Here is a 16,029-nt window from a genome sequence, read left to right on the forward strand (position 1 = left end):
CAAGCTTAGTAAATTTCATTACCGTAAGCAACATTTATCTAATACAACCTCTACCTATTTTCTCATGAATCTTTCATGCTTTGCCTCCAATACACCTGCTTCTATTACGAATACAAGGCTTTCGGAATCAGATTCAACTAATACTCATGTACTATATATCGGCGATCGCTCTGTGCCAGTTGCGTAAGTCCTGATGGCTTGACAAAACAAACTCTAATGCCTCTGGGCCTACCATCACCACAGTTGGCCTGCCAAGAAGATAAGTTTTGAAGATAGGGCCATACTGGTAATAACGCTTTTTGCTAAAATCGCGGTCAAAAAAAAAGGAAAGTGTTTCACCTAATACAGGTAAACCAAAGCTTCCAGGAGGAATTTGATTATTTTTCATGGGTTAAGTTATTACAAAAGTTATTTAAACAACAATTTGCAATCTGCTTTATTTATAAATACAGCATTTTTTAGGTAAATTACGTACATGGCTAGGGGCACACACCTGTCATTACCGTTTTACCCCACCCTTTAATCCCCTCCCCCCAAACTCTTAGAATAAGTTTTGGCTTGAGACAAAACAGGGGTGAGCCGCATTGCCATCCTAAGTGAGATCTACGATAACCTGTACTTTATCAACTGCAATCCGCTGTATATAGGACTCATATTTGATTTGGAGAAATACACGTAGGGGAGCCAGCCGCATGGGCGGGTTTCCCGACTTGAGCGGACTGGCGTTGCGTTAGCCTGAGGGTACGGCACCAGTTAACGATTTAGGTGCGTTAGGCTACGCCATAAGACACCCTACAAATACTTAGATTTTTTCATAACTCAAATCGGACTTCTATATTAAATCTCAGAATTAGGATATAGTAAGGTATTAGCCTTTTAAATTGCACAATTGTTCATGGTATTGACCGCTGACGGTTAACACTCAACAGTCAACACAAAAAGATGTGCAAATTAAATTTTCTTGGCAGTTTACAAATGCCAAATTAATGACAGCCTCTTAACAAAGATTGTGGCGCACTCAATATAATTCTAGAAGTTCAAATCGGCATTGCCGAATCAAAGGATGATTTAGCAATGCCATCATTTTTAATTATCTTTTACTCTGTCCCAATTTTTTAGATATTGATGGGCGAATAATATCAAGTATTTGTTGTACTATGTGTGGCGCCAGAGATATAATTAAGACTATATATGTCAGACCACCCAAGAATATGCAAACAGCTAATAATGTTTGTATATTTACGAGATTTCTTAACAATTCCCTAAAGACAAAAATCACACCTGTCATACCCAGCACTCCAGTTAATGGAATTATGTACTGCCGTAGATAAACAGTCAATTTAATACCAATTAGTTTACGAATGAACCATAGATCTACAGGTGTCAGCAAGTAACTACGAATCACATAAACTGCTGCAACAGCAACAATTCCCCAGTGTACAGCAATTGCAAAACCGATAACATTTGCTATGGAGTGCATAAAGTTTAGCCTTAGCTTCCAAGCCGGTTTACCCATAGCTGTGATTACAGTACTGTGGAAGTAGGCAACTGAATGAACAATTCCAATAAAAGCGAGTATTTGCATCACTGGAATACTTGGCAACCATTGTTGTCCGAATAACACTCTTACTAATTCGGGTGCTAATGCTGCCATACCCAAAAATGCTGGAAAAGAAATCAGGCTAGTAAGTTGGGTTACTTTGTAGAAACCACTTCTCAACTTTTCAGGTTCTTGCTGTAACCTAGAAAATGCAGGCATAGCTACCTGATTGATTACACCAGTTAACAACTGGGTAATGATTAAGAGCAAACGGTAAGCGACGGAGTAATAACCCAAAGCAACTGGGCCTAAAAAATAACCAATCAGTAAGTCATCAGATCTGCGATTAACAAAGTTGAGTATTTGGGTTCCAACTACATTAATACCGAAGGAAAATAATTCTCGAAAATGCTTTTGAGAAAACTTTAATCTTGGTCGCCAATTGCTAGCCGACCAGAGAACTAAAACCTTAACCAAACTATTTACTAACTGCTGACTAACTAGACTCCAAACACCAAAGCCCATGAAGGCCATTGTGACGCCAACTACGCCACCAAAGCATACCGCTATCAGTTCGCGTATTGCTAAGGGTTTGAAATCGAGGTTGCGTTGAAAAATTGCTTCCTGAGTACTACTCAAGGAAATAATTACAAAACTGAGAGACAACCAGCGAATAATTGACGTTAACTGCGGCTTGAACTCCGGCTTAGACAAGAAGAAATCGGCAAACAATCCAGCAGCTGCAATACTGAGAACTGTCATCACCAAGCCGATACCAAAGTTAGTCCAAAAAGCTGTATCGAGATGTTCTGGTTCTAGTTCCTTACGTTGAATGATCGCTACAGAAAATCCTTGGTCGAGAAAAATAGTTACGAATGCCAGGAATATACTAGCTGAAGCAACTAAACCAAAGGTCTCAGGCCCAAGCAGACGGGCAAGCAGCGCAAAAACAATAAAGGCGATCGCTTGGCGTCCCCAATTCTGAATTGCAGACCAAAATACACCTTTTAATGCCTTCTGTCGAAAATTGGATGATTCTTTAGGTGGTTCCATTGGTTAAGTCTCTAAAAAAATTAATTCCTTTTGCTTGTACTCATATAGCCACAAGTATGGTTGTGATTTTTTCGAGCAAAAAACTCTTACTTCAATGAACTAAATCCTTCCACACGAGACTTGTTAAAGAAATCACATCAAAAAATACCCAAACATTGCTTCCACCTTGGGGCGAAAGTACCAAAAATATGCTTGATGAACAATAATATTCTCGATGTGCCTGGGCATTCTTCTTGACAAGTGCCTTAAAAGACATGGTTCCTAACAACACCCTATTATGAGTGTGGATTTAATCAGCTAATTTTTCCTGACCCAAATCAGAAACTCCAAATTTGACAGGCTATCAAACTATCATCAATAAAGTACAAAATTAAATATATAACATAAAGTGATTTTTTACTCAGCTAATTTCAGTATATTACTGATGCTGTAGCTATCCTAACGCATAAGTGCTTACGAACTAAAGTATGATACTCATGAAATTACAAAAAATAAACGATCCTATTTTTGATATCAAAACGACTTATTTTGCCTCTATTACCCGATCCTATGCCCTAAAACCAATGGGATATTTTGCGATTTGCAAGTCGCTTATATCCTTATAAGTCAACCTTAAAAATCAAAAAATTTATCAAAGCTTTAAATTGTATAAAAATCTGGTTAAAATTTTTAAAATTATTTGCATAGGAAGGGAACAGGCAACACTCCAAGCACAAGCGTACTAATTTTTTCAAAAATCAAATATGAGTCCTATAGTGGCTTAGAGTTCTGAATTTGTCAGTTTTAAAAACTCTGAGTTCAGCTATATTCCAATACGGTTGAATTAAGGAGTAAGAATCAATTTGCGTCCCTTGGGTTTCCTTCCTCAAGCGAACATTGGAAGAAGTTTAAATTATCAATAATGTAAGCAAATCTGATATAACTATTCAACCTGATATGATATACTATCGTACATTTAAATTGCATAATTAGGGCGGGCTTTTTGACCCACCCTACAAGGATTTGATTTAATCTGATTATGCAGTTTAGATGTTTTTTAGTTTATTACTGCCAAATCTCCACTTCAAAATAAATCTAAATCCGTCACTGCGCCAACACTGCTAGAAGATACCAACTTGGCATATTTCGCCAACACGCCTTTAGTGTAACGTGGTGCAGGAGGTTGCCAATTAGCACGGCGACGAGCTAATTCTTCATCAGAGATATTTAACTGCAATAAACGAGCTGGTGCATCAATAGTAATGCTATCGCCTTCTTCTACAAGAGCGATCGCTCCTCCAACTGCTGCTTCTGGTGCAACGTGACCGACTACCATCCCGTAAGTACCGCCTGAAAATCGCCCATCAGTAATTAATCCCACGGCATCACCCAAGCCAGCACCAATAATTGCTGAGGTAGGAGCTAACATTTCCCGCATTCCAGGGCCACCTTTAGGCCCTTCGTAGCGGATAACTAAAATATCCCCTGGTTGAATCTTACCCGCCAAAATCGCATCTAAGGAAGCTTCTTCCGATTCAAATACCCGTGCAGGGCCGGTGATTACTGGTTTTTTCACCCCGGTAATTTTAGCTACAGCTCCTTCTGTTGCCAGATTCCCTCTGAGAATAGCGAGATGCCCTTGGGCATACATCGGATTATTCCAAGGACGAATTACATCTTGGTTGGCAGACGGTTCTTCTGGGATGTCTGCTAATATCTCTGCAATAGTTTGTCCAGAGATCGTAATGCAGTCTGGATGCAGTAAATCATGCACAAGTAGCATTTTCATTACTTGGGGAATGCCTCCAGCTTTGTGCAAGTCTGTAGCTACATATTTACCACTTGGTTTTAAATCGCACAAAACGGGGACGCGGCCGCGGATCGTTTCAAAGTCGTCTATAGTTAACTCTACCTCTGCGGCACGAGCGATCGCCAAGAAATGCAACACTGCATTTGTGGAACCACCCACCGCCATAATTACAGAAATAGCGTTCTCTATAGATTTGCGGGTAATAATTTGTCGGGGTAAGATTTGTTTCTTGATGGCTTCGACTAAAACAAATGCTGATTTTTCTGTACTGTCAGCTTTTTCGGCATCTTCGGCCGCCATTGTGGAGGAATAGGGTAAACTCATACCCAACGCCTCGAAAGCAGAAGACATGGTATTAGCTGTGTACATTCCACCACAGGAACCAGCGCCAGGACAAGCCCGACTTTCAACTTCTAATAATTCCTTTTCGTCAATTTTCCCAGCACTGTATTGACCAACAGCTTCAAAAGAACTGACAACAGTTAAATCGCGTCCATTGTAGTGACCGGGTTTGATGGTGCCACCATAAACAAAGATAGCCGGAATATTCATCCGCGCCATGGCCAGCATTGCTCCTGGCATATTTTTATCACAACCACCAATCGCCAGTACGCCATCCATACTTTGTCCAGTGCAGGCGGTTTCAATGGAATCAGCAATAACTTCCCGTGACACTAGGGAATATTTCATCCCTTCAGTTCCCATTGAAATCCCATCGCTAATGGTAATCGTCCCGAACAATTGCGGCATCGCCCCAGCAGTTTTAATCCCAACTTCTGCCCGTTGTGCGAGTGTATTGATTCCCATGTTACAGGGAGTGATTGTACTATAACCATTGGCAATGCCCACAATGGCTTTGTTGAAATCCTCATCTTTAAAACCAACTGCACGCAGCATAGCTCGATTAGGCGATCGCTGCACCCCTTTGGTGACAATTTGGCTTCTCAAATTATCCGACATCTTTTTTCCTTTCGTGCCATCATCGCAACTGTCGCGATTGTATCACCTGATTTTCTCATGGTTGGGGGGCGCGATCGACCTTGAGTAATTCTTGATGTTTCATCAAAAAAATGCCCACTAACCAGCGAATGAAGATAAAAAAAGGGAGAGGTTCACCTCTCCCCCCGACTATTCAATTATCCTGATTTAATTAAAGGATAATGTCGCTTCCAGGATTTCCTGCCGCTACAAATAGTGCTGGCGCTCCTACAAGCCGAATTTCAAATTCAGCAGAAGCATCGAGATCGAGGTTACCTTGAAGAATGCCGCCAGCATAACGGAGACTACCGACTCCGAATGCACCGCCGAAAGTGAAGGCTTGGTTGCCTGCTAAAAATGGGTTAGCGTCAATGTCAGATAAATCGAGTTGATCCCCTAATCCAACACCGTTGCCAACGAAGTCATTGATGACATCGCGCAACAGACCAGGTAGACTTTCTGAAACTGAGTCGTAATTGAAAACATCGTTACCTGTTCCTCCAGTCAGAACATCAGTTCCATTACCACCAGTGATGCGATCGTTGCCAGCACCACCGTTAATGTTATCGTTGCCACCATCGCCTCTGAGGGTATCGTTGCCAGCACCACCGTTAATGTTATCGTTGCCATTCCCACCGGATAACTGGTTATTTTGGGTATCGCCAGTAATGCTGTCATTTGCATTTGTACCGATGACATTATCAAAGTTAACCGCAGTAAATGACAATACTCCCAAACCAGGAACGTTATTAGCAGATAAACTTTGAGTTTGCAAGTTAACGTTAATAAATACCCCAGCCAAAGATGCGGATGCATCTATAGTATTATTGGCAGCACTCGCATTCGCAACAACTTTTTCGACTTTAAAGAGTTGGTCTTGCCCAAATCCCCCAGCTTTTTGAACGGTTCCAACACCTGACAAGGTGATTTGACCTAGTTGACTGTAGTCTGCGGTATCAATACCATCTCCACCATTAATATTGTCATTACCAGCACTGCCTTTGAATGTATCAGTGCCAGCACCACCATTGAGGCTATCGTTGCCAGCACCACCATCAAGGCTGTCGTTACCATTGCCTCCATTGAGGGTGTCGTTGCCAGCACCACCATTAATAGTATCGTTACCATCTAACCCAGAAAGTACATTATTCCCACCGTTGCCATTGATGACGTTGTTGCGAGTGTTGCCTGTACCGTTAATTACTCCAAACCCTGTCAAAGTCAAGTTCTCTAAGTTAGCACTCAAGGTGTAGCTGACTGAAGACTGTACAGTGTCTACACCGCCCAAAGCATCACCAAATATTTCGCTGGCTACATCCCCAACGTTGTCTACGATGTAGAGGTCATCGTTGTCGCCACCGTCTAGTCTGTCAGCACCTGTGCCCCCATCGACAGTATCGTTGCCATTACCACCAAAGATAGTATCGTTACCAGCCAACCCAGAGAGTCTATTATTGCCACTGTTGCCGTTGATGACGTTATCCCGTAAGTTGCCTGTACCGTTAATTGCTGCAAACCCCGTCAAAGTTAGGTTCTCCAGGTTAGCACTTAAGGTGTAGGTGACTGAAGACTGTACAGTGTCTACACCGCCTAAAGCATCACCAAAGAATTCGGTAGCTACATCCCCAACGTTGTCTACAATGTAGAGGTCATCATTGTCACCACCGTCTAAACTGTCAGCACCTGTGCCTCCATCGACAGTATCGTTGCCATTCCCACCAAAGATAGTATCGTTACCATCCAACCCAGAGAGGAAATTATTGCCACTGTTGCCGTTGATAACGTTGTTGCGGAAGTTGCCTGTACCGTTAATTGCTTCAAACCCTGTCAAATTTAGGTTTTCCAGGTTAGCACTTAAGGTGTAGCTGACTGAAGACTGTACAGTGTCTACACCACCTAAAGCATCACCAAATACTTCGCTAGCAACATCGAAAATGTTATCTACGATGTAGATGTCATCATTGTCACCACCGTCCATTATGTCAGCACCTGTGCCGCCATCTAAAAAGTCGTTGCCCAATCCACCGTTAATAGTATCGTTACCATCCAACCCAAAGAGGCTATTATTAGCACTGTTGCCGTTGATAACGTTGTTGCGGAAGTTGCCTGTGCCGCTAATTGCTGCAAACCCTGTTAAAGTTAGGTTTTCTAGGTTATCGCTTAAGGTGTAGGTGACTGAAGACTGTACAGTGTCTACACCACCTAAAGCATCACCAAATATTTCGCTGGCTACATCCCCAACGTTGTCTACGATGTAGAGGTCATCATTGTCGCCACCGTCCATTATGTCAGCACCCGCGCCGCCATCTACGGTGTCGTTGCCATTGCCTCCATTGAGAGTGTCGTTAGTACCAAGACCTGTGAGACTGTCGTTACCGTCAAATCCGTTGATGACATCAGCAAAATCAATATTAAAAAAAGGAAAATCAAATACACCGACGAGATTGTCATTGAAATTAGTACCGTTAATAGTTGCCATAATCTACGTTTATCCTTGAATTTGTTAGGTAAAGAACTATCCCACTACTTCCCGATCGCGAAATGAGGTGGAGAAATCAAAAAAAAGTTGAATCAGACATAGTTGGAATAGGCGATCGCACTCAAGTCCGACCATTCGAGAACTACTGCACATATCAACGGTGCTGGCATCAAAAATTTGGCTTGCTGAATCGAAAGCATAAATTACCCTTTTCGATATCAGTAAACAAGAATTGTTTGAGCCTTAACGAAGGCAGTCATTCTTTGATAGAAACTAAAAAGGATATTAAACACAGTTGCTAACCACAGCCCCCAAACACTTGAGGACTGCTTGAGCCTTGACGAAGGCAGTCATTCTTTGATGGAAACTAAAAAGGACATTACATACAGTTGCTAACGGCAGCCCCCAAACACTTGAGGACTTGCTAATGATAGAAACCTGTTAAGACAGAGGCTGCATGAATGATTTGCCTCATCCTACGGTGAAGCAAATTTATACTTCAATCAGCAACGCCAAAAATTATCTTATGAGTGATGCTATATCCTTGTGCCCTCATGTCTTTGCTAGTGTAAGACTAGTTTTCTAAGGAACAAGGAGATTCTTTCGTCTCAACTGTGGTTGTTTGGGAATGTTTTTACTTTATATCAAAATAAAAAGGTAATAATAGTACCCCTAAGGGTACTTTTTTTAGCTATGATAGAAAACTAACAAATAGCACTATAGAAATAACAGGACGTACGCAAAATCATGAAAAAACGAACCGCAAAGGACGCAAAGGACACAAAGAAATAAGAGTTTCAGAGATTTTTTGCGTAAGTCCTAAATAAAAAGGAAGAGGCAAGGTTACCTCTCCCCCCAACTATTCAATTATCTCTACTTTATTAAAGGATAATGTCGCTTCCAGAATTTCCTGCCGCTACAAATAGTCCTGGCGATCCTGCAATCTGAATTTCAAATTCAGCAGCAGCATCAAAATCGGTATTAGCTCGAAGAATGCCTCCTGAATAACGAAGTTGACCGACTGTCGTGAATGCTCCAGAGCCAATGAAACTGAAGGCTTGGTTGCCTGCTAAAAATGGATTAGCGTCAATGGTAGATAAATCGATTCGATCGCCTGTTCCAGAACCGTTACCAACAAAGCCACTGATGACATCGCGCAGTACACCAGGTTGACTGTCTGAAAGGAAGTCGAAATCGAAAACATCGTTACCCAATCCGCCGATGAGAGTGTCCCTTCCAGCACCACCTCTGATAGTATCGTTGCCGCCATTACCATCGAGAACGTTGTTGCCGGAGGAGCCAATAATCGTTTCACCACCTTGGCTACCCTCAACATTCTCGAAGTTGAGGATGGTTTCACTATTACCACCACCAACATTAACGGTGGTCAAGCCTGTTGCTAAGTTAATGACGACTGCGGAACTGAAATCGACACCTGAATAATCGATTGTGTCAACACCAGCTCCACCATTATGGAAATCGAAGTTTACAAAGTCGCTATCAATAATGCGATCGTTGCCGTTGCCTCCATTGGTTGAGTCAGCACCACCACCACCATTAATAGTATCGTTACCATCCAAACCAGAGAGGCTATTACCAGCACTATTACCGTTGATTACATTGCCCCGGAAGTTGCCTGTGCCGTTAATCGATCCAGACCCTGTTAAAGTTAGGTTTTCTAGGTTAGCGCTCAAGGTGTAGCTCACTGAAGCCTGCACGGTGTCTATACCGCCCAAAGCATCACCAAATACTTCTGTAGCAATATCTCCAACATTGTCTACGATGTAGAGGTCATTGTTATCGCCACCGTCTAGTCTGTCAGCACCTGTGCCTCCATTTAGGGTGTCGTTACCATTTCCACCAAAGATAGTATCGTTACCACCTAACCCAGAGAGGCTATTATTGCCACTGTTTCCATTGATGACGTTGCCTTTAGCATTACCTGTGCCGTTAATCGATCCAGACCCTGTTAAAGTTAGGTTTTCCAGGTTAGCGCTCAAGGTGTAGCTGACTGAAGCCTGTACGGTGTCTATACCACCCAAAGCATCACCAAATACTTCGGTAGCAATATCGCCAGTGTTGTTTACGATGTAAAGGTCATTATTGTCGCCACCGTCCATTCTGTCAGCGCCCCCACCCCCATCGAGGGTGTCGTTACCATTGCCTCCATTGAGGGTATCGTTGGTACCAAGACCTGTGAGACGGTCGTTACCATTAAATCCGTTGATGACATCACCAAAATCAAGGAACAAAAAAGGAAAATCAAATACACCAACGAGATTGTCATTGAAATTAGTACCGTTAACAGTTGCCATAATTAGGTTTATCCTTAATTTAATTTGTCAGGTTAAGATACTACCTCACTACTTCCTGATGGGGAAATGAGGTAGAGAAATGAAAAAACAGTTGCATCAAGCATGATTGGAATATGCGATCGCAATCATGTCTGAAGATTTGGGAAGCACTGCAAATATCAATAATGTTGGCATCAAAAGCTGTGCCAGCATTTCGTGTTATTTTTCTATTTCCTCACTGGTTATACGACCAGGCTACAAAGGAAAAAGCAGCTTTTTTTGTGCCCAACTGTATACGCTTTTGAGATGGTTTTACTTTATGTCAGAGCAACAAATAATGAAAGTACCCCTGAGGGTACTATTTCTAATGATGGGAGAAAAAGCCAGTATTAGAAAAGTTTTTCGGTTTATTGGTGTATGGGCAATCCACCAAATAAACCTTGAATCTGCTTTTGACTCAATTCTAGTGTGTTAGGCGATCGCCAGCTAAACAACGATCGCTGTTACCTTGAAACCACAATTATTGTTCTTGTTCAATTACTAACGTTCATTAGATTACCAACCTAAACATTAAAGTAAAGTAGTTGGTATTGAATTTGCTACCGGTCTATGCCTAGATAAAATAGGCTATAAAGCTTGCAAATCAATATAAATCACTTGTTTATCTTGGTGCGAATGACCTGAGATAACTACGAAATCATAGTTCAATGTCATGGAATATCTACCAAATATTTTGGTATATACCTACTTTACTGGTACAATTTCATCATTCTATCCCTTTTACTCTCTGTTTACGTAAACCTACTGGAAAGTCATTAATTTCCATCGTCAGAAACGCTTGAGGCGATTCTGAATGGTTATTTGTTTCCGGGTATCGCTGTATCCGAGTGATGGGATTTCATCTCAAACTATAACTTTCATGAACAGAAGAAGACTTATCTCTTGGATTGCTATGGCATTTACCAGCATGATGCTGGTAATAGGCTGGCAGTTTGTTAATTTATCGCCAGCAAAATCTGTAACCACACTTAATGTGTATGCGGCTGTCAGCTTAACGAACGCGCTGAATGCTATTAAGACTCAGTACCAAAATGCTAACCCAGGTGTAACCATTAATTATACATTCGGTGCTTCTGGTACCTTGCTCAGCCAAATACAAGGAGGAGCACCAGCAGATATTTTTATTTCAGCCGCCACCGAACAACTGGATGTCTTGCAGAATTCAAGCCCAAGCAAAATAGTGGCAGGTAGCCGTAAAAACGTTGTCAAAAATAGCCTAGTTTTGATTACTCCTACGACACCTCCGATTAGTGTTGGTAGTGCTGGTCTGACTAGCATCAATGGTTTGACCAACGCCAACGTTACTGGCATTGCTATAGGTGACTACACAGGTACTCCTCCAGTTGTGCCAGCGGGAGAATACGCCAGACAAGTTCTTGTTAGCCGAGGTATTTTTAATACTGTTAGTCCTAAATTATACCGTGCAAGTAATGTGCGTAATGTCTTAACTGCTGTTGAAAATAAAACTCTTGCAGTTGGAGGTGTAAATAGAACTATTGACGCAGGTTTTGTTTACACAACTGATGCTTTCATTTCTAACAAAGTAAAAGTCGTACAAACTGCTGGCGCAACAGAAAGCGATGCGATTGTATATCCGCTGGGTATACTCACCAGAACTACAGTTCTACCAACAGCACAGAGTTTTTCTGCTTACTTAAGTGGTACTAACGCCAAGAATATCTTCAAAAGTTATCAATTTAAGTTGCCTTAATTACCACAAGGTAAATCAATTAAGTACTCGTTGCCGTCAATTTTGAACTATTTGGAGTTATGTCTTGTGAAGTTCACTAAAAAACTCTCAATTCTTGTTTGTAGTTTTACCGCTGCCTTCCTTCATACTGCTGTGATTACCAATACTTATAAATCAACCGCACAAGCAGAAGGACAAGATCTGATTATCAACGGGGGATTTGAAAGCGATCCTCTCGTAGATCCTAATGATGCCACCACTTCAAATCCTGCTATTACAGGATGGATCAAGTCTGGCGATGTATTGGATACATCAATTATTAAAATTAGCAACTTTCCTAAAACTGGTAACCAAGGTTTATCGCTTGGTGGGTTTCAAGACGTTAGCTACATATCACAGACTATCCCTACAGTGAAGAATCAATACTACAAGCTTACTTACTATTTAGCATCAACAGAGGAAGCACCTGACCTGAATAATAAATTTCAGGTTTTGATAGATGGAAAGAAAGTTGATGTTAAAAAGGATGTTGCTTTTCAAGACTACACGCAATACACGCTATATTTCAAAGCGAAAGGAGCATTAACAGAGATAAAGTTTGGTTCCAAAGCCCAGTTTGCATTTTTGTATTTAGATGATGTGAGTGTTCAAGCTCTACCTTAACATCAACAATAAAATTCTGAAAATACAAAAATAGACGTTTGAGATGAATAAACCACAACTGACAAGCCAATCTCGATTCTCTTTGTAGTCTAACTGATGTCTGGCTCCATAGTGTCGATAATGCCTCCATACCAATAATTAGACTGAAGTGCAAACTCACCTATAAATTAATACAGTTCAGTTAATATTTTTGGCGATCATTCTTGTCTATCAAGACGCTTGAACGCAAGTGGTTTATAGGGTAGTTGGGCTAATTTCAGTCAATCTTAGTGTCTCTAGTTCTTATAAAATTGGATGATTTTTTTAATTTGATCGACACTACTTAGAGCCAGCATAAATGTAACTATCAACTTGTTTTAACTGTTGTAATTTAGAATTGTTTGGAGTCAAATTTAATGAAGTTAACGAAACAACTCTCAATTATTGCTTTTAGTGTTACTACTACCTTAATTAGCACTGCTGCGATCGCCAATACTTATAATGCAGCACAAGCAGTAGAACTTGTTAAAAACGGAGGATTTGAACTCGACTCTCTCGTAGATCCTAACAATCCCAACACTACAAATCCTAATATTACAGACTGGGCTAAGTTTGGCGATCCGATAGATACAACATTGATTAAAATGAGTAATTTTCCTAAAACTGGTAATCAAGGTTTATCGCTTGGTGGATTTGTAGACCTCAGCTACATATCACAAACGCTTTCTACACAACCTGGTCAGCAATACGAACTTAGTTATTATTTAGCATCTACAGCCGATCCATCTGACCTTGATAATCAATTTCAGGCATTTGTAGGTGGAAATAAGATTTTCGATCAAACAAATATTTCTTTCCAAGACTACACGTCATATAAGTTCAATTTCACAGCAGACTCATCATCTACAGAGTTAAAGTTTGGGTCTGTCGATAGACAGGCATTTTTCTACTTAGATGATGTGAGTGTAAAATCTGTGCCTGAACCATCAACTATTGGAGGTGTAGCAGTTGCTGTGTGCATAGGAATGTGGCTGAAAAAAAAGAAGGCAATCAGCTAGAAAAAATAGGCTTTTTTGCCAATTTTGTCAAAAAATCAAGCGATGGCTACATAATTTAAATAAAAAATGTCCGCCACTGAACAGCCTGTTGTAGTGAAAAGTTGGAGCGCTAAGGAATCTCAACTCCAACTTTTCAAGGCAGAAATAACCTTAATTTTTTGATAGCTAAACAAAGTTGAAATTTACAAATTTAATGTAACTAAAGTCTAGCTAACTATTATCAGCAAGAAGAAACTGTTCCGTTTTATTGAGATTACTTCAATTCAGCAGAGATGTAATTATCAATTTGTTTGGAATATTGTCGAAATTTGGAATAATTTGGAGTCAATTTTCATGAAGCTAATTAAAAAAATCTCAATTACTATTTTTAGTTTTACCACAACCTTAGCCAGTACTGCTGTGATTACTGGTACTTATATTCCAATAGCGCAAGCACAATACGATCCCAACTATATTTTAGATCCTAGAAGCCTTGTTTTTAACGGAGGATTTGAACTCGACTCTCTTGTAGATCCTGATAATCCCAACGTTACAAATCCTAATATTATAGGATGGACTAAAACTGGCGATCCGTTCGATACATCTGGAACTAGAATTAGCAATTTTCCTCACAGTGGTAATCAGGGTTTATCACTTGGTGGTTTTTTAAACCTGAGCTACATATCACAGACGCTTTCTACACAACCTGGTCAAAAATACGAACTTAGTTACTATTTAGCATCTATATCTGAAGCACCTGACCTTGATAATCAATTTCAGGCATTTGTAGGTGGAAACAAGATTTTCGATCAAAAAAATATTTCTTTCCAACCATACACTCCATATAAGTTTAATTTCACAGCAGACTCATCATCTACAGAGTTAAAGTTTGGCAATGTGGATAGATACGCATTTCTCTACTTAGATGATATCAGTGTAATACCAGTACCTGAGTCATCAACTATTGGAGAAATAGCAGTTGCAGGATTGCTAGGAATTCGGCTGAAGAAAAAGCGATCGCTCTGACTACCACCTGATAAACTCTCTAACTAATTGAGGACTTACGCCTAAGTTGCAATCAAAGATAGTAATTTGGGCTGGAAAGTAAGTAGAGACGTGAGTCTGTACGGAGTGGTAAGTCAATAAAGATAACATATTAAGGTTTGGGATGTGAATGTATGAGGGGGTTGGTGCAATGCTAAACCCCTATCCCACCCCTTATTTTTGAGCTAGACGCTCATGTCATAAATCGCACAATAACCACTCGGAATATTTTCTTTCAAGTGTCCAATCCGCAGTTCGTATTTTCAAAGCAGAAAAACTAATTGCAAAAGACGCTAGGCATGAGGGAATTTGTATGTTATATTCGTAAATGACTAAAAAGTATGGCTCAGTAGCTCAGTTGGTTAGAGCACGGGACTCATAAGCCTGGGGTCGTTGGTTCAAATCCGACCTGAGCCATTTTAAAACAATCTAAAGAATCGTAGTACAAAGATACCAGGTTGAATGTCAGTAAGAAAAGGTGAAATTCTTACGGCGTGGGGGTTTAGGGGAAGAACGTTATCTGTTAAATATTTTGACTTAATTATTCATTATTTATCTTACACCCCTACCCCCATAAGCCTTATACCTTAAATATTTGTGCTTATGTTATTGGCATTCACATATAGACTTTAGTAATGAATACAACTAGGAAGCATTCTGTCGCGTACAAGACATACTTCTCCTGTATCCAAATCGTACCATCCCCCGCGAATTTTCAGTTTGCCTTTCTGTACGAGGTCAGCCAGAACTTTCGACTCTTTTTGTAGCTTTTCAATTTGATATCTAATATTTTCTTCAACTGCCTTATTGACTAAAGCACTTGAATTTAGATCGCTCAAATAGCTATTGTTCTTGAGCGCTGGTTCGATCGCCTTAACCAAAGTGCTAATTTGTCCAGGGAGTGGTTCCCCTGCTAACGCTGCTTTGACTGCGCCACATCTTTCATGACCAAGCACCATAATTAGAGGAACATCTAATTTTACGGCGGCATATTCAAGACTAGCGATCGCCTCAGGAGTGGCGATATTTCCAGCGATGCGAACGTCAAATATATCTCCAATTCCCTGGTCAAAGATAATCTCTGCTGGTACACGCGAATCGGCACAACTCAGCACGGCAGCAAACGGCTGTTGCTTTTCTGCAACTTCTTTCAAACGCGAAAGCGAACGATTGGGATTCTGAAACTTTTCCTCCATAAATCGGCTATTCCCTTCCATCAGCCTTTTCAATGGAGAACCAACAGGCTTATCTGCTGATGCAACCGCAGCTTGCGCTGACTGAGCATTCCCAAATACGCTACCTGCACAACTAGCAGCAATACCAACTCCGCCAACTCCCATTAACTTTAAAAGTTGCCGCCGACTCCTCAATCCATTTATCGCAACCATAAAACTTTTCCTCTCATTTTTAGAAATTATCCTTG

General features: G+C 40.7%; 11 protein-coding genes and 1 tRNA gene. 6 read left to right on the plus strand and 6 right to left on the minus strand.

The window, feature by feature from the left end:
- On the plus strand, positions 1–187 hold a 187-nt coding region (locus H6H03_RS39955; protein WP_206757990.1), incomplete at its 5' end, for a hypothetical protein.
- Here H6H03_RS39955 and H6H03_RS15940 read toward each other — a convergent pair.
- The 5 genes from H6H03_RS15940 to H6H03_RS15960 all read right to left on the minus strand — a co-directional run bounded on the left by H6H03_RS15940 (position 152) and on the right by H6H03_RS15960 (position 10,154).
- Complete coding sequence (locus H6H03_RS15940; protein WP_242057858.1) at positions 152–388, minus strand: hypothetical protein; 237 nt, start codon at positions 386–388, stop codon at positions 152–154. The two genes, H6H03_RS39955 and H6H03_RS15940, sit on opposite strands and share 36 nt — an antisense overlap.
- Positions 389–1,090: 702 nt before the next feature.
- Entirely contained in the window at positions 1,091–2,593 is a 1,503-nt protein-coding gene (locus H6H03_RS15945; RefSeq protein WP_190956065.1) for an MOP flippase family protein, read from the minus strand.
- A 1,063-nt stretch (positions 2,594–3,656) separates the two neighbouring features.
- Complete coding sequence (gene ilvD / locus H6H03_RS15950) at positions 3,657–5,342, minus strand: dihydroxy-acid dehydratase (RefSeq protein ID WP_190956066.1); 1,686 nt, start codon at positions 5,340–5,342, stop codon at positions 3,657–3,659.
- A gap of 190 nt (positions 5,343–5,532) precedes the next feature.
- Positions 5,533–7,839, minus strand: a complete 2,307-nt coding sequence (locus tag H6H03_RS15955) for a beta strand repeat-containing protein (RefSeq protein ID WP_190956067.1) — start codon at positions 7,837–7,839, stop codon at positions 5,533–5,535.
- Between the two features lie 881 nt (positions 7,840–8,720).
- Positions 8,721–10,154 carry a calcium-binding protein gene (locus H6H03_RS15960; protein WP_190956068.1) on the minus strand — a complete coding sequence of 478 codons (1,434 nt, stop codon included), beginning with the start codon at positions 10,152–10,154 and terminating at the stop codon, positions 8,721–8,723.
- A gap of 832 nt (positions 10,155–10,986) precedes the next feature.
- Here H6H03_RS15960 and modA point away from each other — a divergent pair.
- From modA to H6H03_RS15985, 5 genes are all read left to right on the plus strand, one after another.
- Positions 10,987–11,904 (plus strand): molybdate ABC transporter substrate-binding protein, encoded by a 918-nt coding sequence (modA, locus tag H6H03_RS15965; protein ID WP_199338956.1) that lies wholly within the window; start codon positions 10,987–10,989, stop codon positions 11,902–11,904.
- 66 nt (positions 11,905–11,970) lie between these two features.
- Positions 11,971–12,546 carry a DUF642 domain-containing protein gene (locus H6H03_RS15970; RefSeq protein ID WP_190956069.1) on the plus strand — a complete coding sequence of 192 codons (576 nt, stop codon included), beginning with the start codon at positions 11,971–11,973 and terminating at the stop codon, positions 12,544–12,546.
- A 395-nt stretch (positions 12,547–12,941) separates the two neighbouring features.
- The gene (locus H6H03_RS15975) at positions 12,942–13,583 is read left to right on the plus strand and encodes a PEP-CTERM sorting domain-containing protein (RefSeq protein ID WP_190956192.1); all 642 of its coding nucleotides are present in this window, start codon (positions 12,942–12,944) and stop codon (positions 13,581–13,583) included.
- Between the two features lie 333 nt (positions 13,584–13,916).
- Positions 13,917–14,588 (plus strand): DUF642 domain-containing protein, encoded by a 672-nt coding sequence (locus tag H6H03_RS15980; protein WP_190956070.1) that lies wholly within the window; start codon positions 13,917–13,919, stop codon positions 14,586–14,588.
- Between the two features lie 361 nt (positions 14,589–14,949).
- Positions 14,950–15,023: transfer RNA gene (locus H6H03_RS15985), tRNA-Met, on the plus strand.
- A 212-nt stretch (positions 15,024–15,235) separates the two neighbouring features.
- Here H6H03_RS15985 and H6H03_RS15990 read toward each other — a convergent pair.
- A complete protein-coding gene (locus H6H03_RS15990) occupies positions 15,236–15,994 on the minus strand; it encodes a carbonic anhydrase (protein ID WP_190956071.1) in 759 nt (252 codons plus the stop codon).
- Positions 15,995–16,029 lie beyond the last annotated feature (35 nt).

It is taken from the genome of Nostoc paludosum FACHB-159, from assembly GCF_014698835.1.
GTDB classification, from domain to species: domain Bacteria; phylum Cyanobacteriota; class Cyanobacteriia; order Cyanobacteriales; family Nostocaceae; genus Nostoc; species Nostoc paludosum.

Excerpts from the sequence above, each read along its gene's own strand:
- H6H03_RS15980 (WP_190956070.1), top strand. The coding sequence starts at position 13,917 with ATGAAGCTAATTAAAAAAATCTCAATTACTATTTTTAGTTTTACCACA.
- H6H03_RS15975 (WP_190956192.1), top strand. The coding sequence starts at position 12,942 with ATGAAGTTAACGAAACAACTCTCAATTATTGCTTTTAGTGTTACTACT.
- H6H03_RS15990 (WP_190956071.1), bottom strand. The coding sequence starts at position 15,994 with ATGGTTGCGATAAATGGATTGAGGAGTCGGCGGCAACTTTTAAAGTTA.
- H6H03_RS15945 (WP_190956065.1), bottom strand. The coding sequence starts at position 2,593 with ATGGAACCACCTAAAGAATCATCCAATTTTCGACAGAAGGCATTAAAA.
- ilvD (WP_190956066.1), bottom strand. The coding sequence starts at position 5,342 with ATGTCGGATAATTTGAGAAGCCAAATTGTCACCAAAGGGGTGCAGCGA.
- H6H03_RS15960 (WP_190956068.1), bottom strand. The coding sequence starts at position 10,154 with ATGGCAACTGTTAACGGTACTAATTTCAATGACAATCTCGTTGGTGTA.
- H6H03_RS15940 (WP_242057858.1), bottom strand. The coding sequence starts at position 388 with ATGAAAAATAATCAAATTCCTCCTGGAAGCTTTGGTTTACCTGTATTA.
- H6H03_RS15955 (WP_190956067.1), bottom strand. The coding sequence starts at position 7,839 with ATGGCAACTATTAACGGTACTAATTTCAATGACAATCTCGTCGGTGTA.
- modA (WP_199338956.1), top strand. The coding sequence starts at position 10,987 with ATGGTTATTTGTTTCCGGGTATCGCTGTATCCGAGTGATGGGATTTCA.